The sequence below is a fragment of the Zoogloea sp. JDB1 genome, assembly GCF_056724025.1.
This window is the reverse complement of record NZ_CM161496.1, coordinates 1,104,014-1,124,743: the sequence shown is the minus strand read 5'-3', so window position 1 is coordinate 1,124,743 and position 20,730 is coordinate 1,104,014. Positions and strand designations below refer to the sequence as shown.

20 protein-coding genes and 3 tRNA genes are annotated in these 20,730 nt (G+C 62.6%); 21 read left to right on the top strand and 2 right to left on the bottom strand.

The genetic code is table 11. The features are described 5' to 3' along the window. Positions 1 to 7: 7 nt before the first annotated feature. Complete coding sequence (locus AC1PPK_RS04990; RefSeq protein WP_481116738.1) at positions 8 to 1,036, bottom strand: FAD-binding oxidoreductase; 1,029 nt, start codon at positions 1,034 to 1,036, stop codon at positions 8 to 10. Between the two features lie 579 nt (positions 1,037 to 1,615). Between AC1PPK_RS04990 and AC1PPK_RS04985 the strand changes: the two genes are divergently transcribed. The 16 genes from AC1PPK_RS04985 (at position 1,616) to AC1PPK_RS04910 (ending at position 14,724) form a co-directional block, all read left to right on the top strand. Then, positions 1,616 to 2,650, top strand: a complete 1,035-nt coding sequence (locus AC1PPK_RS04985; RefSeq protein WP_481116737.1) for an AraC family transcriptional regulator — start codon at positions 1,616 to 1,618, stop codon at positions 2,648 to 2,650. A gap of 183 nt (positions 2,651 to 2,833) precedes the next feature. After that, entirely contained in the window at positions 2,834 to 4,171 is a 1,338-nt protein-coding gene (locus AC1PPK_RS04980; RefSeq protein ID WP_481116736.1) for a Rieske 2Fe-2S domain-containing protein, read from the top strand. A 171-nt stretch (positions 4,172 to 4,342) separates the two neighbouring features. Next, positions 4,343 to 5,164, top strand: coding sequence for an alpha/beta fold hydrolase (locus tag AC1PPK_RS04975; RefSeq protein ID WP_481116735.1), 822 nt, complete (start codon positions 4,343 to 4,345; stop codon positions 5,162 to 5,164). A 48-nt stretch (positions 5,165 to 5,212) separates the two neighbouring features. After that, positions 5,213 to 5,638: a lipocalin-like domain-containing protein gene (locus AC1PPK_RS04970; protein WP_481116734.1), complete on the top strand. Its 426-nt coding sequence runs from the start codon at positions 5,213 to 5,215 to the stop codon at positions 5,636 to 5,638. 12 nt (positions 5,639 to 5,650) lie between these two features. Then, positions 5,651 to 6,529 (top strand): VOC family protein, encoded by an 879-nt coding sequence (locus AC1PPK_RS04965; RefSeq protein WP_481116733.1) that lies wholly within the window; start codon positions 5,651 to 5,653, stop codon positions 6,527 to 6,529. A 65-nt stretch (positions 6,530 to 6,594) separates the two neighbouring features. Next, positions 6,595 to 7,389, top strand: coding sequence for a 2-oxopent-4-enoate hydratase (gene dmpE / locus AC1PPK_RS04960; protein WP_481116732.1), 795 nt, complete (start codon positions 6,595 to 6,597; stop codon positions 7,387 to 7,389). 134 nt (positions 7,390 to 7,523) lie between these two features. Continuing rightward, on the top strand, positions 7,524 to 8,438 hold the full coding sequence (locus AC1PPK_RS04955) for an acetaldehyde dehydrogenase (acetylating) (RefSeq protein WP_481116731.1): 915 nt from the start codon (positions 7,524 to 7,526) through the stop codon (positions 8,436 to 8,438). An 11-nt stretch (positions 8,439 to 8,449) separates the two neighbouring features. Next, complete coding sequence (gene dmpG, locus AC1PPK_RS04950) at positions 8,450 to 9,493, top strand: 4-hydroxy-2-oxovalerate aldolase (RefSeq protein ID WP_481116730.1); 1,044 nt, start codon at positions 8,450 to 8,452, stop codon at positions 9,491 to 9,493. 102 nt (positions 9,494 to 9,595) lie between these two features. Then, positions 9,596 to 10,573 (top strand): AraC family transcriptional regulator, encoded by a 978-nt coding sequence (locus AC1PPK_RS04945; RefSeq protein WP_481116729.1) that lies wholly within the window; start codon positions 9,596 to 9,598, stop codon positions 10,571 to 10,573. 161 nt (positions 10,574 to 10,734) lie between these two features. Beyond that, complete coding sequence (locus AC1PPK_RS04940) at positions 10,735 to 11,964, top strand: styrene monooxygenase/indole monooxygenase family protein (protein ID WP_481116728.1); 1,230 nt, start codon at positions 10,735 to 10,737, stop codon at positions 11,962 to 11,964. Between the two features lie 75 nt (positions 11,965 to 12,039). Next, entirely contained in the window at positions 12,040 to 13,221 is a 1,182-nt protein-coding gene (locus tag AC1PPK_RS04935; RefSeq protein WP_481116727.1) for an OmpP1/FadL family transporter, read from the top strand. Between the two features lie 118 nt (positions 13,222 to 13,339). After that, positions 13,340 to 13,846, top strand: coding sequence for a flavin reductase (locus tag AC1PPK_RS04930; protein WP_481116726.1), 507 nt, complete (start codon positions 13,340 to 13,342; stop codon positions 13,844 to 13,846). Positions 13,847 to 13,901: 55 nt separating this feature from the next. After that, positions 13,902 to 14,345 carry a hemerythrin domain-containing protein gene (locus tag AC1PPK_RS04925; protein WP_481116725.1) on the top strand — a complete coding sequence of 148 codons (444 nt, stop codon included), beginning with the start codon at positions 13,902 to 13,904 and terminating at the stop codon, positions 14,343 to 14,345. Between the two features lie 130 nt (positions 14,346 to 14,475). Beyond that, positions 14,476 to 14,551 (top strand) — tRNA-Asn (locus tag AC1PPK_RS04920). Between the two features lie 9 nt (positions 14,552 to 14,560). Next, positions 14,561 to 14,636: transfer RNA gene (locus AC1PPK_RS04915), tRNA-Gly, on the top strand. Positions 14,637 to 14,648: 12 nt separating this feature from the next. Further along, positions 14,649 to 14,724: transfer RNA gene (locus tag AC1PPK_RS04910), tRNA-Lys, on the top strand. A gap of 37 nt (positions 14,725 to 14,761) precedes the next feature. On the opposite strand, the gene AC1PPK_RS04905 is transcribed toward AC1PPK_RS04910, so the two are convergent. Then, on the bottom strand, positions 14,762 to 16,420 hold the full coding sequence (locus tag AC1PPK_RS04905) for a SulP family inorganic anion transporter (RefSeq protein WP_481116724.1): 1,659 nt from the start codon (positions 16,418 to 16,420) through the stop codon (positions 14,762 to 14,764). A gap of 241 nt (positions 16,421 to 16,661) precedes the next feature. Between AC1PPK_RS04905 and AC1PPK_RS04900 the strand changes: the two genes are divergently transcribed. The 5 genes from AC1PPK_RS04900 to AC1PPK_RS04880 all read left to right on the top strand — a co-directional run bounded on the left by AC1PPK_RS04900 (position 16,662) and on the right by AC1PPK_RS04880 (position 20,569). Beyond that, positions 16,662 to 17,480 (top strand): alpha/beta fold hydrolase, encoded by an 819-nt coding sequence (locus AC1PPK_RS04900; RefSeq protein WP_481116723.1) that lies wholly within the window; start codon positions 16,662 to 16,664, stop codon positions 17,478 to 17,480. 62 nt (positions 17,481 to 17,542) lie between these two features. Next, entirely contained in the window at positions 17,543 to 18,043 is a 501-nt protein-coding gene (locus AC1PPK_RS04895) for a hypothetical protein (protein ID WP_481116722.1), read from the top strand. A 217-nt stretch (positions 18,044 to 18,260) separates the two neighbouring features. Beyond that, positions 18,261 to 18,740 carry a hypothetical protein gene (locus tag AC1PPK_RS04890; protein WP_481116721.1) on the top strand — a complete coding sequence of 160 codons (480 nt, stop codon included), beginning with the start codon at positions 18,261 to 18,263 and terminating at the stop codon, positions 18,738 to 18,740. Further along, a complete protein-coding gene (locus AC1PPK_RS04885; protein ID WP_481116720.1) occupies positions 18,740 to 19,282 on the top strand; it encodes a DUF1697 domain-containing protein in 543 nt (180 codons plus the stop codon). The genes AC1PPK_RS04890 and AC1PPK_RS04885 overlap by 1 nt, the downstream gene beginning before the upstream one ends. Positions 19,283 to 19,378: 96 nt before the next feature. Then, positions 19,379 to 20,569 (top strand): hypothetical protein, encoded by a 1,191-nt coding sequence (locus AC1PPK_RS04880; RefSeq protein ID WP_481116719.1) that lies wholly within the window; start codon positions 19,379 to 19,381, stop codon positions 20,567 to 20,569. Positions 20,570 to 20,730 lie beyond the last annotated feature (161 nt).

Below are 20,730 nucleotides of genomic sequence, written 5' to 3'. Positions count from 1 at the left end.
TCTCCGGTTAGTGGCTGGCGACGAACTGCTCGCTGTAGATATGTTCGGGCGACATGCCCAACTCGATCAGGCGCTGGGTGGCGGCATCGATCATCGGCTGGGGGCCGCACAAGTAGGCCACCGTGTCGGGACCGGTGACATCGCCTTCCCGCAGGGCGGACACGGGACTGCCGGACAGCAGCTCGCCTTCCGCTCCACGGTCAACGGTGATCCGGGTTTCAAGCGTTGGCAGCCACTGGCGGCGCAGTTCAAGCTCGTCGAGGCAGAACAGGGCGTCCGGCGTGGCGCAGCCGAAATTGAGAAGCATCTGGGGCTTGCGCCCGCCCCATTGGCGGATGCCGTCGATCATAGACAGCACCGGCGCGAGGCCCGTCCCGCCAGCCACGAAGATGTGCTTGGCGCGGCGATGCTCCTCGCGCAGGAAGAAAGCGCCGTAGGGGCCGTGCAGCTTGACCACGTCATCCGGCCGTGCCTGCTCCTGCAGCCAAGTGGACATGGCGCCGCCCGGCAGGAGGCGCACAAGCAGCTCCAGCTGCGGCAGGTCTGCAGCGATGCTTGACGGGGAATAGCTGCGCACCACACCGGTGCCTGGAACTTCAAGCTGCAGGTATTGGCCGGGGCGGAAATCGAGCCAATCCCCTTCAGCCAGTTCAAGATTGAGCCTGATCACATTGGAAGCGACCCGCTCGACTTCATTCACGAAGGCGTTTGCGATAACCGGCGCGATCTGGCCCGCCGTGCTGGTGTAGGGCAGTTCGAACACGCAGTCGGTGTTCGCCTGCGTCACGCACAACAAGCGCTGTCCGGCAGCGTATTCGCTGCTCAGCAGGCTGGGCGTGGCGCCGGGCTGGGTCGCAGCATCGCCCGCGCACAAGGTGGCAATGCAGCTTGAGCAGCTGCCCGAATGACACTGATGTATGAGCGGCGCGCCCGCCTGGAGGGCAACATCGAGGACGGAGCGACCACTTTCCGAATGGACCGTATGAGTGGCGCCGTCCGCGAAGCGCAGCGTGATTTGGTGCGTTTGATCGTTCATGAGGCTGGATTCCATGGCTTGCATTCACACTCGTGGAGTGCGCGAAGGACCGCGCGTGGAACGCATCCTATGAATCGGCCCCGCCGACGTCGCTCCAAATCAGGCAAGGCTTTATCCCGGCAGTGCAGTTTTCCGATTAAGGAGGGTGCCCGGTGCTTTTCCTGGAATCGACGGCTTCAACATGCTTCGCACAGGAACAAGCGAATCGATTCATGTTTTTGAAACACCCGAAAAGCGCTATACAAAAAGTGCACCGAGCATCCGGAAAGTGCACTTTTATTTATATCCGGCAATCACCGGAGACACGAAATTCGGCACGGCGCTTGCATCTTCAAATCACGCACAAAGACGTCGAGGCCTGATTTTTCAGGCTTTATCCAGAAAATGCCTGACAGAGGAATGCGACGATGCACCAGCTTGAAAAAATGCTGCACCGCAAGAGTGCTTTTTGGTTCGGACAATGTTCAAATCTCGGCGCGCTGGAAATAAAAACAAGAACGCTGCGCAACATTGCACTTAATTCGGACATACGCTTCCAGAGAGAACGATGTCCAATTCCGCTCATAAGAACAGGCAGACATGAGCAATGTTCCAACGGAGGAGACTGAAATGGAACTTATTGGTCATAAACCGGAATCGAGCGCACTTCCGCTCATGGCCGGGGCAAATCTTTTCCAGACCCAGAGTGTGGAAGAAGCGCGCCAGTGGGGCGTCCGCACCTTCTGCGAGAGCCGCCTCAGGAAGCTGGACGGCCTGCGCCCCATCAACGCACGGCTGCACTACCGCAAGGTGCGCGACGTGGGCTTCGGACGCATTACCTACGGCGGGGCGGTGGATATCGATCCCGGCAGCTTCGATTCCTTCTATCTGGCTCAGGTGCCGCTGAGCGGACGCGAAGTGATCGATGTTGGTGGTCAGACGGTCTGCTCCAGCGGCAAGGTAGGCTCGGTCATCAATGCCACCTCCCCCTCCGTCATCCATCACGAGGCCAATACCGAAAAGCTGGTGGTGCGCATCGAACGCGAGGTACTGGAACGCAGCTGTATCCAGCATCTGGGCCGCGCCCTGCGCCAGCCCATCGAGTTCCTGCCGTCCATGATGCTGGATGGCGTCGCCGGCAGCCGGTGGACCGGACTTCTGCGCTGGATCTACGAATCCCTGGCCCTGGACGAGCAGTGTTTCGACTCCCCGATCATGGCGGCCCAGGTAGAACAGGCAGTCATTGCCACCCTGCTCACCTGCCAACCGCACAATTACACGGAGGAATTGACGGGTGAGGAGCGCTCGATTGCGCCGGCTTTCGTCAAACGTATAGAACGCTATATCGAGGACAATGCCGATCAGCCGATCACCATCGTCGATCTGGCAGAACACGCGGGAGTCAGCAGCCGCTCCATATTCAATGGCTTCCGCCGCTTCCGGAATACCTCGCCGATGCTGTATCTGAAAGAGGTGCGCATGCGCAGGGTCAATGAAGAACTCAAGCGCCTGTCTCCTTCCGACACCACAGTAACGGCGGTGGCGTATCACTGGGGTTTCACCCATCTCGGCCATTTCACCACCGATTACAAACGCCGCTTCGGCGAAAGCCCTTCGCAGACCCTTGCCCGCTAAGGGCGGGCAGTGGGCTTTTCCAGCAACGGGGAAGCCCATTCGACGCTCCCGAAGATACCTTATTTCATTCGTGCACTAAGGGGATAAGCAGAGCAGTAAGTGGAGCGTCGACTCAATTCCCGCCCAATACCATATCTCCCAGATTCACCGCGACCTCATTCAATCAGCAATCGGGAGATCAAGATGTCGGAGCAACCCATCATTCGTCGGCGCACCCAGAAACTGAATACCATCAGCGAAGAGCGCGTCAATAATCAGAAGACCCAGAGCCAATATCAGCCTTACAAGGACGCTGCCTGGGGCTTCATCAACCACTGGTATCCCGCCCTTTTCAGCGATGAGCTTGCGGAAGACCAGGTCCAGGGCGTGCAAATCTGCGGTGTCCCCATCGTATTGCGCCGGGTGGATGACAAGGTATATGCACTGAAAGACCAGTGCGTACACCGTGGCGTGCGCTTCTCCGAAAAGAAGATGTGCTTCGACAAGAAGACCATTTCCTGCTGGTACCACGGTTTCACCTTCGACCTGAAGGATGGCAGCCTGACCACCATCGTCGGCAACCCGGACGACAAGCTGATCGGCACCACCGGCGTGACGACCTATCCGGTGCATGAAGTGGCCGGGATGATCTTCGTCTTCGTGCGCGATGACGATTATCCGGACTCGGACGTGCCGCCGCTGGAGCACGACCTGCCCTTCCGCTTCCCAAAGAGCAACGAGCGCTTCCCGCACCCCCTGTGGCCGGACACCCCCAGCCTACTGGACGAAGGTGCCGTGGCGATGGGCATGCACCGCACCGGCTACGGCAACTGGCGTATTGCCATCGAGAACGGCTTCGACAATGCCCACATCCTGGTCCACAAGGACTGCAGCATCGTGCAGGCTATGAACTGGGTCCTGCCCCTGGGCATCGTGCCGACCGGTGACGACGCAATCACCGTGGTCGAAGACGAGAACGGCCCGAAGGGCATGATGCAGTGGCTCTTCACCGACAAGTGGCAACCCATCCTGGCAAACAAGGAGCTGGGTGTGGAAGTAAAGGGCGTCAATGCGCGTCCCTACCGCACGTCCATCGTGATGCCCGGTGTGCTGATGGTCGAAAACTGGCCGGAAGAACACGTCGTACAGTACGAATGGAACGTCCCCATCACCGACGACACCCACGAATACTGGGAGGTGCTCGTCCGCGTCTGCAAGACGCCCGAGGAGTTGGAAGATCACAAGTACCGCTTCGAGCGGGTGTACAAACCCCTCGCACTTCACGGCTTCAATGATTGCGACATCTACGCCCGGGAAGCGATGCAGAACTTCTATGCCGACGGTACCGGCTGGGAAGACGAACAACTTGTGGCCACCGACTTGTCCCCGATCACCTGGCGCAAGCTGTGTTCCCGCTGGAACCGCGGCATCGCCAAGCCTGGACGCGGCGTAAACGGCGCGACCAAGACCTCGTCCATTCGCTTCCGCGAAACCGCCGACGGCAAGCCGCCGCGCTACAAGGTGGACAAGGTGGAGTTCTGAGCCCCTCCGTTGCATGCCGACGCGACGATATCGATCGGCGCGCAACGGGCACTCAATCCCATGGCGTCGGCCGGCGCAGCATCGAGACAGGATGTGCGTTCTGTCATTCAGGCGCCGGCCAGTCCCCGATACGGGCTCAGGGACCCGCATCCCTAAAGGATTTCAGCAAAAATGCAGCAGAACCCGGAAATCGGTCTTTCCATCGATATCGATGGCGTCAGGACGAATTATCACGACCTCGGCGAAGGCCATCCCGTTCTCATGATCCACGGCTCCGGCCCGGGTGTGAGCGGCTTTGTGAACTGGCGCCTGGCAATGCCGGAACTGGCCAAGAGCAGCCGGGTGATCGTGCCCGACATGCTGGGCTTCGGCTACAGCGCCCGCGCTCCGGAAGGACAGTATTCGGCAGAGCGCTGGGTGGCCCAGGCGGTAGGGCTGATGGATGCCCTGGGCCTGGAGCAGACAGACATCGTCGGCAACTCCTTTGGCGGAGCCCTCGCCCTGATGCTGGCCATCCAGCATCCCGAGCGTGTCCGACGGCTGGTACTGATGGGCGCAGCCGGCGTCGAGTTCGAACTGACGCCTGGTCTGGACGCGGTCTGGGGCTACGAGCCCTCAATGGACAACATGCGCCGGATCATGGACATCTTTGCCTTCGACCGCTCCCGCATCACCGAGGACATCGTGCGCTCCCGCTACGAGGCCAGCATCCAGCCCGGCGCCCAGGAGGCCTTTTCGGCCATGTTCCCGGCCCCTCGTCAGCGCTGGGTCAAGGCGCTCGCCAGCTCCGAGGACGCGATCAAGGCGATTCCCCACGAAACGCTGATCATCCACGGCCGCGAAGACAAGGTGATTCCCCTCGCCAATTCCCTGCGCCTGTGCGAACTGATCCCTAACGCCCAACTACACGTCTATGGCCACTGCGGCCACTGGACGCAAATTGAACATGCCGGACGTTTCGCACGCCTGGTGCGCGACTTCCTGACCGAATAAGTCCAATCCCACCCGAGCACCGTGCGACGGGTGACGAGGAGTTGAACGATGACCGATGACATCAAGGGACGCTGGTACATCCAGTCGTGGACGCAAGAGTACGACGATGGGCGCGTCGTCCATCCCTTTGGCGAGAAGCTGGAAGGCTTCATCGAATACGGCGACGGAACGATGTTCTGTCTCGTGACCCGCTCACCGCGCACGCTCTTCAGCAGCGGCGGCCAGTGGGACGCCAGCGACGCCGACAAGGCCGCCGCCTACAACGAATACCTCTCCTACGCGGGCGCCTACTCGCTCGAGGGCGATTACGTGACCCATCACGTGGAGCTGGCCATCTTCCCGAACTGGCAGGGGGGCAAGCAACGCCGCAAGATCGTCCGCGGCGACAACGGCGAACTCATGCTGGTCGCCCGCCTCGAAGAAGGCACGCCCGAAGCCCGTACGGCCCGACTGACGTGGCGCCGGACCCGCTGAGGAGACATGGCGATGAATCTGGTAAAACGCCTGGCCTACGTGGAAATCGAGGCCTCCGACCTGGAACGCTGGCGCGTCTTCGGCAGCGACGTATTCGGCTGCGAAGTGGCGGAAGACAGCAGTGACGACTGCCTGAAACTGCGGATCGACGCCCGCCCGTGGCGCATCATGGTGTCCCGCGGCGAGCGGAATGACCTCAAGGTCATTGGACTGGAAGTGGCCGACCGGGCCGGCCTGCAAGAAGTCTGCGCCCGCCTGGAGCAGGCCGGACATCCTTTCCGCATGGGCAGCCGCGACGAATGCGCCGCCCGCGGCGTCTATGAGATGTGCCTGCTGACCGACCCCTCCGGGATCGACGTGGAAGTCTCCTACGGCAGCCTCCTCCAGCCCCAGCGCCCCTTCCGCGCCGCGGTGGGCCACGGCGGCTTCGTGACCGGCGAACAGGGTCTGGGTCACCTCATGCTGGTCGTGGACGACCCCCTGCGCGTACAGCAGTTCTACGGCGAAATCATGGGCTTCGTCACCAGCGACTACGTGTCCACCAAGAATTACGGTGGTCTGGCTGGCGACTTCATCTTCATGCGCTGCAATCCGCGCCATCACACCCTGGCCTTCGGCCGCCTGCCCATTCCCCGCCGCCTCGGACACCTGATGCTGCAGGTCAATCACATCGATGACGTCGGGTTGACCCTGGACCGGGTCCATGCCCACGGCTTCCGCCAGACCCGCTCCATAGGACGTCACGTGAACGACAACATGTTCTCGTTCTACGCGGAGTCACCGTCGAAGCTCCAGCTCGAATGCGGTTGGGGTGGGCTGGAAATGCCCCCCGACGACACCGACGTCAAGCTCTTCGACGTGACCAGCGTCTGGGGACACAAACATTTGTAGGCAGGCCCGAAGGCCGCTTCCACAAACACGCACGGGGTCCAAAGACGCCCCCGAAGGAACAAGGCATGCACGCCATCACTGACCAGAAATTGACGGACCACCTGGCCGAAACACTCTACGACGCCCTGCGTCAGGGTTCGATGGTCAGTCCGCTGACCGAGCAATACCCCACCCTGACCATTGAAGACGCTTACGCGATCCAGCAGAAGCTGATCGCCCTTCGCCTGCAGGACGGTGAAAAGATCATCGGCAAGAAGATCGGTGTCACGTCCCGCGCCGTGATGGACATGCTGGGCGTCGGTCAGCCCGACTTCGGTCAGCTGACCGACGCCATGGTCTACAACACCGGCGACCCGATTCCCATCGACACCCTGATCCAGCCCAAGGCCGAAGGGGAAATCGCCTTCGTGCTCAAGCACGACCTGGTCGGGCCCGGCGTCACGGCAGCCGACGTGCTGCGGGCTACCGAAGGCGTGATGGCCTGCTTCGAGATCGTCAACTCACGCATCCGGGACTGGAAGATCCGTATCCAGGACACGGTGGCCGACAACGCCTCCTGTGGCGTACTGGTGCTCGGCTCGCGCCTGGTGGATCCCCGCGAGCTGGACCTGGTGAGCTGCGGCATGGTGCTGGAAAAGAACGGCGAAGTAGCCGTTACGGGCGCTGGCGCAGCCACGATGGCCTCGCCAGTAAACGCGGTGGTGTGGCTTGCCAACACCCTCGGCCGCCTCGGCATTCCGCTGAAAGCGGGCGAGATCATCCTCTCCGGTGCGCTCGGCGCGATGGTGCCCGTTGCGGCGGGGGATAACCTGCGTCTCACCATCGCCGGCATCGGCGGCTGCTCGGTGCGCTTCGTCTGACGTGAAGAGTTTGCAGCTGCGCGGTTTCCGTCTTCCTCCCTGAACTCCCTGGGCGGAAGCCGCGCAGTCTGCATCCCCAGACAAGAACAGAACACCAGAACGGGAATGCCCGTCACCCAACCGAGAGAAAACCCATGATCAAGAAAATCAAATGCGCCCTGATCGGCCCGGGCAACATCGGCACGGACCTGCTGGCCAAGCTGCAGCGGAGCCCCGTGCTGGAGCCGGTGTGGATGGTCGGCATCGACCCTGAATCGGACGGCCTCAAGCGCGCCCGCGAGATGGGCCTCAAGACCACCGCCGAAGGCGTGGACGGGCTGCTGCCCCACGTGCTGGCCGACGGCGTGCAGATCGCCTTCGACGCCACCAGCGCCTACGTGCATGCCGAGAACAGCCGCAAGCTCAACGAACTGGGCGTGCTGATGGTCGACCTCACCCCCGCCGCCATCGGCCCCTACTGCGTGCCGCCGGTGAACCTCAAGCAGCACGTCGGTCAGCGCGAGATGAACGTCAACATGGTCACCTGTGGTGGCCAGGCGACGATCCCGATGGTCGCCGCGATCAGCCGCGTGCAGCCGGTGGAATACGGCGAAATCATCGCCACCGTGTCCTCGAAGAGCGCCGGCCCCGGCACCCGCAAGAACATCGACGAATTCACCCGCACCACCGCCGGCGCGGTCGAGAAGGTCGGCGGCGCCAAGAAGGGCAAGGCCATCATCATCATCAACCCGGCCGAGCCCCCGCTGATGATGCGCGACACCGTGCATTGCCTCGTCGAAGGCGAACCCCAGCAGGACGCGATCCGCGAATCCATCGCCGCCATGATCCAGGAAGTGCAGAAATACGTGCCCGGCTACCGCCTGGTGAACGGCCCGGTCTTCGACGGCAATCGCGTGTCCGTCTATCTCGAAGTCGAAGGCCTCGGCGACTACCTGCCGAAGTACGCTGGCAACCTCGACATCATGACCGCCGCCGCCGCCCGCACCGCCGAGATGTTCGCCGAGGAAATCCTGGCCGGCAGCCTGACCCTCAAACCCGTTACCGCGTAAGGAAAACCGCCATGGAACTCAAAGGCACAAAAATTCGCGTTCATGACATGACCCTGCGGGACGGCATGCACCCCAAGCGTCACTTGATGAGCCTGGAGCAGATGAAGTCCATCGCCACCGGCCTCGACGAAGCCGGCGTGCCGCTGATCGAAGTCACCCACGGCGACGGCCTGGGCGGCAGCTCAGTGAACTACGGCTTCCCGGCCCACACCGACGAGGAATACCTGTCCACCGTCATCCCGCTGATGAAGCAGGCCAAGGTCTCGGCACTGCTCCTGCCGGGCATCGGCACCGTCGATCACCTGAAGATGGCCAAAGAGCTGGGCGTGTCGACGATCCGCGTCGCCACCCACTGCACCGAGGCCGATGTGTCCGAACAGCACATCACGATGGCCCGCAAGCTCGACATGGACACCGTCGGCTTCCTGATGATGGCCCACATGAACAGCCCCGAAGGGCTGGTCAAGCAGGCCAAGCTGATGGAGAGCTATGGCGCCAACTGCATCTACGTGACCGACTCCGCCGGCCACCTGCTGCCGGAAACCGTGAAGGCCCGCCTCAGCGCCGTGCGTGAAGCCCTGAAGCCCGAAACCGAACTCGGCTTCCACGGCCACCACAACCTGGCGATGGGCGTGGCCAACAGCATCGCCGCCATCGAAGTGGGCGCCACCCGGATCGACGCGGCCGCCGCTGGCCTGGGTGCCGGAGCCGGCAACACCCCGATGGAGGTGCTGATCGCCGTGTGCAGCCTGATGGGCATCGAGACCGGCGTGGATGTGGCCAAGATCACCGACGTCGCCGAAGACCTGGTGGTGCCGATCATGGACTTCCCGATCCGTATCGACCGCGACGCGCTGACCCTCGGCTACGCCGGCGTGTACGGCTCCTTCCTGCTGTTCGCCAAGCGCGCCTCCAAGAAGTACGGCGTGCCGGCCCGCGACATCCTGGTCGAACTGGGCCGCCGCGGCATGGTCGGCGGGCAGGAGGACATGATCGAGGATACGGCCATCACGATGGCGCGGGAGCGGGGGATTATTGCAGCCAATCAGGTTTGATCAGTTCTTTCACCGCTACCGACGATTTAAGCTGAGACATTGAAGACAAGCCGGCAGCCTGAAAGATAAAGCAGGTCGCTGTCATTTTGCTCGGGGTGCGCAATGCAGAACAATCGCCTGACGGCTCTGGATCTCCTGCAATCAAGGGATCTCGATGAGGCCCGGGTATTGGTCGCGGGGATATTCTGTGATCACCGCCTTTCCTTGATGGATCGGCGTGGGCAATTGAATTATCGGCATCGCTATTTGCGGACGCCGGCCATGAGTTTCAGCATCATGAGTTACGGGGCCGGTGTCCACGTAGCTCCCCAGGAGCTCGACGCCTTCTTTCTCGTGCAATTGCCATTGCGTGGCGAGGACAGAATAGAGTCAGGCAATCAAGTCCGATTAAGCCGCCCCGGCAGTGGAACAATCCACTGTCCGGGGCAGTCCTTTTCCATGAACTGGAGCTCGAACTGTTCAAAACTGGTCGTCCGCATCGAGCGTGAAGCCTTGGAACGCCATGCGACAAACCTTATTGGGCGGCCATTACGCCAGGCCCTGCAATTCGACACGGACCTGAATACCCGAAGCGGCGGTGGGCAGGCCTGGGAAACGACCATCCGCCAACTTCTCCGCAGCCTGCAGCAAAACCCCGATCTGGTGGCGCACCCTTTGATGCGCGCGCAATTCGAGCAGCTGATCATGTCAGGCCTGCTGGTATGGCAGGGCAACAGCCTCAGCGATAGCCTCGACAGGCCAGATACCGAAGTCCTGCCCCGGCATCTCAAGGTAGCGGAAGAGTACATGCACGCCCACCTGGATACGGCGATTACCAACGAACAGCTGGCCGAGCTGACGGGAATCAGCCTGCGCACGCTGTACAACAGTTTCCGGAAGTTTCGCGGCGTCAGCCCCATGCGCTATCTCAGGGATTTGCGGATGGAAAAGGTGCGCCAGGAATTGCTGGATACCGAGAAATTCCGGAATGTGACCAGTGTAGCGACGCGCTGGGGCTTTTTCGAACTCGGCCGTTTTGCAGCTGAATACCGGAAGCGCTACGGAGAATCGCCCAGCGACACCCTCCGGCGTGTGCCATGAATGAAATTTCCATTTCTCCTCAATTCCGAAATACAAGTGCAAATTGCACTCACTGCACAGACCCTGCAATAAACGCATAGCCAATATATTGCGCTTGCCCGAAATTGACATTGCCTAGAGAAACAGGCCTCAACAGACTTTCAGAATCGGAGCAAGCAAACATGCGCAATATCACCATCGTCGGAGCCGGCCAGGCTGGCCTTCAGCTGGGTATTGGACTTCTTAATAAAGGGTATACGGTGAGGATCATATCCAACCGCACCGGAGAGGAAATTGCGAAGGGCAAGATCCTTTCCAGCCAGTCCATGTACGACATGGCGCTGAACCACGAAAGGGAATTGGGAATTGCCTTCTGGGACGCGGAGTGCCCACCGATAGAAGGCGCTCACATCCGCGCCGGCAGTGCGGAAACGGGCCCCATGCTGGATTTCCGTTCACGTATGTCGGCCAATGGCCAGTCGGTGGACCAGCGGATCAAGATGCCCCGCTGGATGGATGAATTCGAACGCCTCGGCGGTGATCTGGTGATCGGCGACGTGGACATGGACGAACTGGAACGTCTGGTGGACACCTCGGATCTGGTGCTCGTGGCCACCGGCAAGGGCGAACTGGGCAAGCTCTTCGAGCGAGACGCCACGCGCTGCACCTTCGACCGCCCGCAGCGCGCCATTGCCCTCACCTACGTCCATGGCATGGTTCCGAGGGAAGATTTCACGGCCCTGAACATCAACATCAACCCCGGCGTCGGCGAACTGGTGCATTTCCCTGCCCTGACGCACACCGGCCCCTGCGACATCATCAACATCGAGTGCTTGATCGGCGGCCCGATGGACCGCTGGGATGCCGTGAAGACCCCGGCTGACCACCTGGCCATGACCAAGGCCTTGATTGCCGAGTTCTTCCCGTGGGAAGCCCCGCGTTTCAGGGACATCCGCCTGACCGACGACAATGGCATCCTGTTCGGCCGCGTGACGCCCACCGTGCGCAACGCGATCGGCGTGCTGCCCTCCGGCCGGACGGTGCTCGGACTTGGCGACGTACTGGTACTGAACGACCCGATGACCGGCCAGGGTTCGAACAACGCCTCCAAGGGCGCCAGCATGTATCTCGAGGCCATTGTGAGCCACGGCGAGGCCGGCTTCGACCGCACCTGGATGGAAGCTCTCGCAGAACAGTACTGGGACTACGCGCAATGGTCTGCCCGCTTCACCAACAGCATGCTCGTTCCGCCGCCGCCTCATGTCATGCAGTTCCTGGGCACCTGCTGCCAGAACGGGACACTGGCCCACAGATTTGCCGACGCCTTCAATGACCCCAAGAGCTTGTCCACCTGGTTCTACGACCCGGAAGCAACCGCTCGTGTCATCGAAGAAACGGCACTGGCAGCCTGAACTCCGACCGTCGCCGGCAAGCCAATGGCCGGCGGCCAACGCACTGGCAAGAACAAACGCATTCCGGAGCCCAACATGACCTACCCCCCAACCCGACTCCCTTCCTGTCCTGCTTGCGTACGCGTGGGCACAGCAGTCGCGGCCCTAGCCCTCTTTTCGTCCGCCTATGCGACCAACGGCCCAATGCCCCACGGCTACGGCATCAAGGCCATGGGCATGGGCGGCGCATCCATTGCCCTGCCTCAGGATGCCCTCGCGGCTGCCAACAACCCGGCCGGTATGGCCTTTGTAGGTAATCGCCTCGATCTGGGGCTGTCCGTGGTGATCGTGGATCCCAAGTCCAGCTTCGGCGGTACCGAGTTCAACGGAGATGGCGTGAAAGCCGTCCCCGTGCCTGAACTGGGCTACAACCGGGTCATCGACGATCACCAATCCGTCGGGATCTCGGTCTATGGCAACGGCGTGAGTACCGTGTATGACACGCCTCTGCTAGGTGGCCGCGACAAGGACAGCGCCAAGCTGACCCAGATCATCGCGTCCCCGACCTATGCTATCAAGCTTGCGCCGGGCTATGCACTCGGCTTTTCGGCCGACTTTGCCTATCAGCGCTTCAAGGTTGACGGCGTCCCCGATGCCCTCGGCGTGGAAAGCCCGGGCGCGGATTCATCCACCGGAGTCGGCTTCAAGATGGGCTGGTCCGGCCAGGTGAGCGAGCAGGTCACCCTGGGCGCGATGTATTCGTCCCGAATCAGCATGGGCAAGCTCAAGAAGTACAGCAACCTGCTGGCCCATCGCGGTGAATTCGACATTCCGGAACGCTATGGCATCGGCGTGGCCTGGCGCCCGACGGCAAGCATCGTGATGGCGGCCGACGTGATGCGCGTCAATTGGGGCGACCTGGACTCCCTGGCCAACGCACTGACCGCCAGCGAACCCGGCTTCGGCTGGCGCAGCCAGACGGTGACCCGTGCCGGTGTTTCCTGGCAGGCCACGCCTGCCCTGACCCTGCGCACAGGGGTCAGCCATGGCCAGCAGATCGTCAGCCGGGAAAACGCAACCCTCGACTATCTGGCTCCCGTCACGCCCCAGGATCACTTCACCCTTGGTGGCACCTATGCCCTGAGCAAAGACACGGAGATATCCGTCATGTATGCCCGCGCCTTCGGCTCCGAAGTCCGCGGCAGTGGGCCGAGTAACGGGGTGAATGTCGATATGTCCCAGCACTGGGTCGGCGCCGCCATGGCTTTCAAGTGGTGACGTGGCCCTTAACAGAACGGCCGTAACAAGGGTGGGGCCAACGCGGCTCCACCCATTCAGGACAGCGCTGCAACACTTGGCAGCCTCCGTCCGAGTACGCTCAGAAAAGGAAACCTCCATGGTCAGCATCGACCTTTTTCGCGATGGCATGGCCCGCCTGACCGGCGCCGTCAATGTCATCACCACCGATGGCCCAAAGGGCTTCGCCGGCATGACCGCCACGGCGGTCTGCAGCGTGACCGACCAGCCTCCCACCCTGCTCACCTGCATTAACCGTTCGTCCTATGCGCACCCCATTTTCAGCGGCAACGGCGTGCTCTGCGTCAATGTGCTGGCAGCCGAGCAGCAGGATGTGGCCCAACTCTTTGCGGACCGCAATGTGACGATGCCCGAGCGTCTTGCCCGGGTCGCCCACGAGCGGCTCCTGACCGGCAGTCCAGCCTTGAGCGGCGCGCTGGTCAGCTTTGACTGCCGCGTCACCCAGCAACAGCAGTTGGGCTCCCACGATCTGTTCATCTGTGAGGTCCAGGCAGTCAAGATCGGAAACCCCGCCGCAGGGCTGACCTATTTCGGACGCAAATACCATTCGATCGGCCTGCCCTCCCTGGCCTCAGCCCTTGGCTGACTTGCGAATGGCCCCGGCCACTGGACACATCGAACTGCAACGAGGAGACACGCTGATGACCACGATTCAGACATTCACCTGGAGTGACCGCTACCTGCTGGGCCACCAGTCCATCGACGACACCCACCGGGAATTTGTCGAACACGTGCGCACACTGCAAGAAGCGAGCGATACCGATATCCCAGGGGCCCTGGAAGCCTTCATTCGTCACGCCGAAGCCCATTTCACCCAGGAAAACGCGTGGCTGAACGCTCCAGATTTTCCTGGCGGCGGCGAATGCCATATCGAGGAACACGAAAAGGTGCTGAGCTCCGCCTACGACGTGCGGGAGGTCGTCGTGGCACAGGGCCGATACGATGTCGCCCGCGCCTATGCCCAAGCACTTGTGGACTGGTTTCCAGGACATGCGGACTACATGGACTCCGCCCTTGCCACCTGGCTCGTAAAACGCAGCCATAACGGGCGACCGCTGGTATTCCGCCGCATGGAGGCGGTGTAGAGAAGATCGCGGCCCTTCCTCTTCGCGCAGGGTTTAGCGCATCGGACGACGCCACATGTTCACAAAAGCGTTAAATGCGTGCTAGAATTTTCAACTCGCTGAAGACGTGGTTCAGAAGCGAAAAAACTATTCCTCGATAGCTCAGTCGGTAGAGCGCCGGACTGTTAATCCGTAGGTCCCTGGTTCGAGCCCAGGTCGAGGAGCCAGAATTCAATGCGGCAGTAGCTCAGTTGGTAGAGCGCAACCTTGCCAAGGTTGAGGTCGAGAGTTCGAGACTCTTCTGCCGCTCCAGTTTCAAGAAATGGGTTGTTAGCTCAGTTGGTAGAGCAGCGGACTCTTAATCCGTAGGTCGAGTGTTCGAGCCACTCACAACCCACCAAGCATCGCCGGCAAAGGCCACCTTCGGGTGGCCTTTGTCACGTCTGGCCTTCCCCACTCACGCTCTTCCGCAGGCGCGTGGCCTGCACTGCGTCATCCACGCTCCAGTAAGCGGCGATGGCGTGGTCGATCTCGCCAACCAGGCCGGCGCGGGCCAGCGCGTCGCGGATGCGGTCCTTCACACGGGCCAGTGCCAGCTCGATGCCGGCGCTGCGCAGGTTGGTGGCCAGTTCGGCGAGCGCCTCGCCAGCCGTCACGTCCAGCTCGTCGCATACCTCCAGGCTCAGCACCACCACACCAGGCCGCCGCTCAAGGGCAGTCGCGCGCACCGACTGGAAAGCCTGTTCCGCGTTGGCGAAGAACAGCGGTTCATCCACCCGCAGGATCAGCAGCCCCGGCATGCGGATCGCTTCCGCGTGGCGCTGGCAATCCTGATAATCGCGGGTACCCGGCAACTGCCCCAGTTCCACGACCACCGGCTGCGCGAAACGATGGATCGCCAGCAACAAGGACGAACCGACAGCCAGCAACATGCCGAACAGCACCCCGAAGGCCAGCACCGCCGCCGCAGCCATCACTGCCAGCCAGGCATCGCCACCCATCCGCAGGCCGGTGATGACCGCCTTCGGCCACAGGTTATGGGACAGAATACCGATCATCACGGCCGCCAAAACCGGCAATGGCAGCAAGCCAAGTGCATCGCGGGCGTGCCATAACAACAGGCCCAGGGTGAATGCCGCAGCAAGCCCGGCCGCCTTGCTGCGCGCCCCCGCCGAATAGTTGGCCGCTGCCGCAGAGAAGCCCGCCCCCACCGGCAACCCCTGCAGGATGCCGCTCAAAAGATTGCCGGCACCGATGGCCAGCAACTCCCGGTCCGCGCTGAGCGTATCGCCTTTCTGCAGCGCCAGCGAACGCACCGACCCCCAGGACTCGGCGAACAGGATCAGCAGCAGCGCCGGCGCCCATTCGGCCATGCGCAGCCAGCGCTCGGCAGTCAATGATGGCAACTCCAGGGCCAGGCTGCGCCACTCGATATGCCCCACCAGAGCGATGCCGTGGTTGCCCAGGTCGAAGGTGGCGGACGCCACGATGCCCAGCGCCAGCACCACCAGTGACTGAGGCAGGAAGACCACGCGCCGCAAACCGTGATGCACTGCCAGCCACAGCAGCAGCGCGACGGCGCCAAGCCCGACGCTGGGCCAGTGGATTGCATCCGCCGCATCGATCAGCCCGACCAGTAGCTGCCAGGCGTTGCGGCCTGGCACATGGACGCCGGCCAGATGGGGTAACTGCTTGAGCACGATGGTCACCGCCAGGCCCCACGCAAAGCCGCGCAGCACAGGCCGCGAGATGAAAGCACCGATGGAACCGGTATGCAGCAGACCTGCCATCACGAACAGCGCACCGGTCAGCAGCACCAGCGCGTAGCCCATCTCCGGCCCACCCACCGCCACTGCGGTGGCGAAGATCGCCGCGGCGGAGGAAGTCGGCGCGACGATCGCGAAACGGCTTGAGCCGAACAGCGGGTAGACCACCAATCCCACGAGCGCCGCCAGCAGTGCGTGGGACGGCGGCACACCGGCGATCGCCGCATAGGCCACCGACTCCGGCAGCAGCACGCCGGCCACCGACAGGCCCGCGAGGATGTCGCCCCATGGCAAGCTGGGCGCAGCAGGCAGAGTTCGGAGCGGCGACATGGCAAACGGGGATCGGCGTCGGATGAAGCATTATCCCCATTCCGCGCCACTGGGAGACAGACAATAGCGCAAAGCCGGCGAGGGTTATCCCTAAAGGGATTTACCGGCCACTCTGAGTTACGTTAACGTCAATATCATAAAAAGGCGCCACCCGATACCAGTTCCGCCTCCGGAAGCCGCCCCCGGCACGGAAGGGAAGCCATCGACGGCCCGCCCCCAACACCGCCAAAGGAGAACCCCCATGTCCGAATTCGACGCCCCCCGCAGCACAGCCCAGGACATCCGGGTCGATCATCCCCGCGGCCGCCTGTTCTCCCGCGTCTGGACACCCACCGGCCGCGACGCCGGCTCGCTGCCCGCCGAGCCCATCGTGCTGCTGCACGACTCCCTCGGCTGCGTCGAGCTGTGGCGCGACTTCCCGGCCGAACTCAGCGCCGCCACCGGCCGCCGCGTCATCGCCTACGACCGCCTCGGTTTCGGCCGCTCCGACCCGCGGGACGGTACGCTGAATCTCGATTTCATCGCCGACGAAGCCCGCAACTATTTCGCCACCGTGCGCCGCCACTATGGCTTCACGGGCTTCATCGTACTGGGGCACAGCGTCGGCGGAGGCATGGCCGTCAATTGCGCAGCCCAGTTTCCCGACGACTGCAAGGCAGTCGTCACCATCGCCGCCCAGGCCTTCCTGGAAGACCGCACGGTCGAAGGCATCCGCATCGCCAAGGAACAGTTCCAGGACGACAAGCAGGTCGACCGCCTGCGCAGATACCACGGTGACAAGGCCCGCTGGGTGCTCGACGCCTGGACCGAAACCTGGCTCGCCCCCGATTTCGCCGACTGGTCCCTGCACCCCGTGCTGCCGAAGGTGAGCTGCCCGCTGCTGGCCATCCATGGCCTCCACGATGAATACGGCTCGACCCGCCATCCCGAACTGATCGGAGAGCTGAGCAGCGGCCCCGCCCGTGTCGAGATCATCCCCAACACCTTCCACATGCCCCACCGGGAAAAGCCCGAGACCATCGTCACGCTGGTCACCGATTTCATCGCAGCGCTGCCGTAGACCATTGCCGGCATGGACCATCATCGGCTGCCCCTGAGAACACACCTCGGATGGACCATGGCATGAAACCGTCCCCCGGCACTCTCGCCTTCCTCGTGCTGCAGGCCGTGCTCACCGGCTTTGTCTGGTACAGCGCCCAAACACTGCCGCCGGTCGTCGCGTCACACTTCTCGGCCTCCGGCGTCGCCAATGGCTTCATGCCGCGCCAAGCTTACGTGGTCAGCTTTTCACTGCTCCTCATCGGCATTCCTCTGCTGATCGCCTTTCTACCGGGGAGCCTGGCCCGCCGCAGCGGCGCCCACCTCAACATCCCCAACCGCACCTACTGGCTGGCCCCTGAACGCCGGGACATCACCCTCTCCTTCATCAGCAACCACGGCAAATGGTTCGCGGCCGTCGTGAGCCTCTTCCTCGGCTACGTCCATTGGCTCGTCGTACAAGCCAACCGGCTGCAGCCGCCGACGCTCTCCAGCGCCGACATCCTCGGCGGCATGGCCATCTTCCTGCTGGCACTCGTCGTCTGGTTGGCCGGCCTGTACCTGCGCTTCAGGAAAGCCGGCTGAACCAAGCCCAACGAACCCACCGCTGCCCGTATCGAGACTCAGTGCGCAATTACCAAAACGACGAGTGGACTAATCCGTAGGCGACGCGAACCACACTGCATAGACTGCCTCCACCGCCATTCGCGCAGCGTCATCGATGGGATGGCGCATTCGCCCCACCCCGCGCATGGATCGCCCTATGCATGCATCCCTTGATGCCCGAGGAGTCTCCTCCCCTGTGACACGCCTTACCTTCGCTTTGCTGCTCGGTCTCCACGGCCTTGTCACGGCCGCTTCGCCTGTATCGGCCCAGCCGCTGCCGCCGCCCTCCCGCACCGTCTTCAAATGCGACCAGGGCGGCAAGACGGTCTACTCCGACTCTCCCTGCCTCGGCGCCCAGCGTATCGAAGTGGAACCCACCCGCGGAGTCAACAAGCTGTCCGGCAAGGAGCGCATCGGAGCAGACGTCCAGCACGAACATTTCAGAGAGCAGATGTCCGACGCCATCAGACCGCTCAGCGGCATGGACCGCAAGCAATACGCCGCCTTCGAACGTCGCTTCAAGCTCAGCCCTGAAGCCCAGCAGGAATGCCGGCGTCTCGACACTCACCTCCCGCCCCTGGAGCGCCAGGAGCTGCAAACCAGCGGTATCGAACTCGCCGCTGTGCAGCAACAACTCTTCGCACTGCGCAAGCGCTTCCGGGAACTCGGCTGCTGATGACCACGATGCACACCTATATCGCCCTGTTCCGCGCCATCAATGTCGGTGGCAAGAACACCCTGCCGATGAAATCGCTGACAGCCCTGCTCGAAGGCCTCGGCGCGACGGACGTCAGCACCTACATCCAGAGCGGCAACGCCGTATTCCGCCATACCGACGACTCCGTGCCGATTGCCACACAGCTGGTGGCGGCAATCGGGGAACAGCATGGTTTCGAGCCCCAGGTGCTGCTGCTGCGCAGAGAGGACATCCTGCGAGCCTGCGAACGGAATCCGTTTCCCGAGGCGGAGGCCGACCCCACGTCGCTGCACCTGGGATTCCTGGCCGCCATACCCCCTGCGCCAGACCTGCAAAAGCTGGCAAGCCTCAAGAAGGACAACGAGCGCTTCCTGCTCGACGGCAGCGTGTTCTACCTCCACGCCCCCGACGGCGTCGGCCGCTCCAAGGTTGCTGCCGGCAGCGAACGCCTGCTCGGCGTGCCGATGACCGACCGCAACTGGCGGACGGTTTGCAATCTCCGCCAACTGGCCGAACGCTAACACGCCACACCATTCCCCTCGAGGGGCGACGTCCGGCGTGAGTCAGGCGCTTGCGGTTACACTGCGCCCAGTACAAGACAGGTGGCCGAATGTTGCATGAATGATCGTATCGCCGCTGACGCAGCGCAAACGCAGGGCACCAACGCGATGCGCCGCCGGCTCCCCAACGAACCGCAGACACTGGACTCCCCCACCCAAGTCGCACTGACCCAGCACTTCCTGCTACCGGCCCTCGCCGAACTGGAAGCCTTCTTTCTGGCCGTACGCGCTCAGGTAGACCCTGCGCTGCAGACTCGCCAGCCGGTCAAGCTGGGCAAACCTTATCCGCTGGGGCAATGCCTGGAAATCTCCCTCGCGGTCCAGAAGCAACTACGCAGCGTGGATGACAGCCGTCTGGCCAGCGCCGCAGCACAGGGCCACGCGGCCTTCAGGGCCTTCCTGCAAGCCGGCGGTGAATTCCGCCAAGTGTGGGGTGATCTGCGCGGCAGCTATTTCCAGAACGCCTTCCAACTCGGCACCCTGTACCTGGATGTCTCCAACGACACGGTAACGCCCACCAAACCGAAAGTGGAGATCCTGCCTTTCGCCGATGCCCAGTTCGTCGCCATCCGCGACTATCAGCACTTCAGCGAAGTCGCCCGACGCTACTGGCAAGGCGAGCTACACCCCAACCACGTACTGCCCGAGCTGGCGCCCTACTGCCCACTGATCCACGTCAGCCCGGCAGGCATCGTCACGCTCCGCGAGGCCACCGGCTACATGCTCGGCCTCACACAGAGCCTGGGCTTCCACCCCAGCGACGCGATCCTGTCCCAACCCCCGATGCCGCTCGCGCTCTTCAAACGCGTCGCCCGCTATCTGGCCGGCCAACGTGGGCTGACGCTTGCCGGCTCTCCGGAACAGGGCCGGCAGCAGGCGCTACGCCATTGCCGCCAATACCGCGCCAAACGCTGGCATCACTCGGTCGATCAGACCGAGAAGGCAATACAGACGATCGGAAACGCCAATTGCGTGCTGGCACGCCACAGCCGCCCCGGCATCTCCCACACCGTCCTCCAACCTCCCCCCCGGAACCCTGCGAACATGGCCACCATCAAGATCGACAATCAGGAATACGACCTCGACACCCTTTCCGCCGACGCCCGCACCCAGCTGGCCGGCATTCAGTTCGTGGATCAGGAACTGGCCCGCCTGCAGGCCCACGTAGCGGCGCTGCAGACAGCCCGCAATGCGTATGCAAGTGCGCTGAAGGCTGCATTGGTGGACACGCCGCCCCGGGCCGTATAACAGATCCAGCAGATCCCTTGCGTCGGACAAGGATCAGCCACGAACCGCCGCTCGGGATTGGTACCGGGGCCACCGCCACCGTCGAACTCGCAAAGCGTCGATGGAAACGGACCACAACTGTGTCGCAGGTGTGACGCCATGCGAATGGCGCCGCGCCCACG

Bases quoted from the DNA above. Each gene is read 5' to 3' on its own strand.
- AC1PPK_RS04990 (WP_481116738.1), bottom strand. From the start codon at position 1,036: ATGAACGATCAAACGCACCAAATCACGCTGCGCTTCGCGGACGGCGCC.
- AC1PPK_RS04985 (WP_481116737.1), top strand. From the start codon at position 1,616: ATGAGCAATGTTCCAACGGAGGAGACTGAAATGGAACTTATTGGTCAT.
- AC1PPK_RS04980 (WP_481116736.1), top strand. From the start codon at position 2,834: ATGTCGGAGCAACCCATCATTCGTCGGCGCACCCAGAAACTGAATACC.
- AC1PPK_RS04975 (WP_481116735.1), top strand. From the start codon at position 4,343: ATGCAGCAGAACCCGGAAATCGGTCTTTCCATCGATATCGATGGCGTC.
- AC1PPK_RS04970 (WP_481116734.1), top strand. From the start codon at position 5,213: ATGACCGATGACATCAAGGGACGCTGGTACATCCAGTCGTGGACGCAA.
- AC1PPK_RS04965 (WP_481116733.1), top strand. From the start codon at position 5,651: ATGAATCTGGTAAAACGCCTGGCCTACGTGGAAATCGAGGCCTCCGAC.
- dmpE (WP_481116732.1), top strand. From the start codon at position 6,595: ATGCACGCCATCACTGACCAGAAATTGACGGACCACCTGGCCGAAACA.
- AC1PPK_RS04955 (WP_481116731.1), top strand. From the start codon at position 7,524: ATGATCAAGAAAATCAAATGCGCCCTGATCGGCCCGGGCAACATCGGC.
- dmpG (WP_481116730.1), top strand. From the start codon at position 8,450: ATGGAACTCAAAGGCACAAAAATTCGCGTTCATGACATGACCCTGCGG.
- AC1PPK_RS04945 (WP_481116729.1), top strand. From the start codon at position 9,596: ATGCAGAACAATCGCCTGACGGCTCTGGATCTCCTGCAATCAAGGGAT.
- AC1PPK_RS04940 (WP_481116728.1), top strand. From the start codon at position 10,735: ATGCGCAATATCACCATCGTCGGAGCCGGCCAGGCTGGCCTTCAGCTG.
- AC1PPK_RS04935 (WP_481116727.1), top strand. From the start codon at position 12,040: ATGACCTACCCCCCAACCCGACTCCCTTCCTGTCCTGCTTGCGTACGC.
- AC1PPK_RS04930 (WP_481116726.1), top strand. From the start codon at position 13,340: ATGGTCAGCATCGACCTTTTTCGCGATGGCATGGCCCGCCTGACCGGC.
- AC1PPK_RS04925 (WP_481116725.1), top strand. From the start codon at position 13,902: ATGACCACGATTCAGACATTCACCTGGAGTGACCGCTACCTGCTGGGC.
- AC1PPK_RS04905 (WP_481116724.1), bottom strand. From the start codon at position 16,420: ATGTCGCCGCTCCGAACTCTGCCTGCTGCGCCCAGCTTGCCATGGGGC.
- AC1PPK_RS04900 (WP_481116723.1), top strand. From the start codon at position 16,662: ATGTCCGAATTCGACGCCCCCCGCAGCACAGCCCAGGACATCCGGGTC.
- AC1PPK_RS04895 (WP_481116722.1), top strand. From the start codon at position 17,543: ATGAAACCGTCCCCCGGCACTCTCGCCTTCCTCGTGCTGCAGGCCGTG.
- AC1PPK_RS04885 (WP_481116720.1), top strand. From the start codon at position 18,740: ATGACCACGATGCACACCTATATCGCCCTGTTCCGCGCCATCAATGTC.
- AC1PPK_RS04880 (WP_481116719.1), top strand. From the start codon at position 19,379: ATGAATGATCGTATCGCCGCTGACGCAGCGCAAACGCAGGGCACCAAC.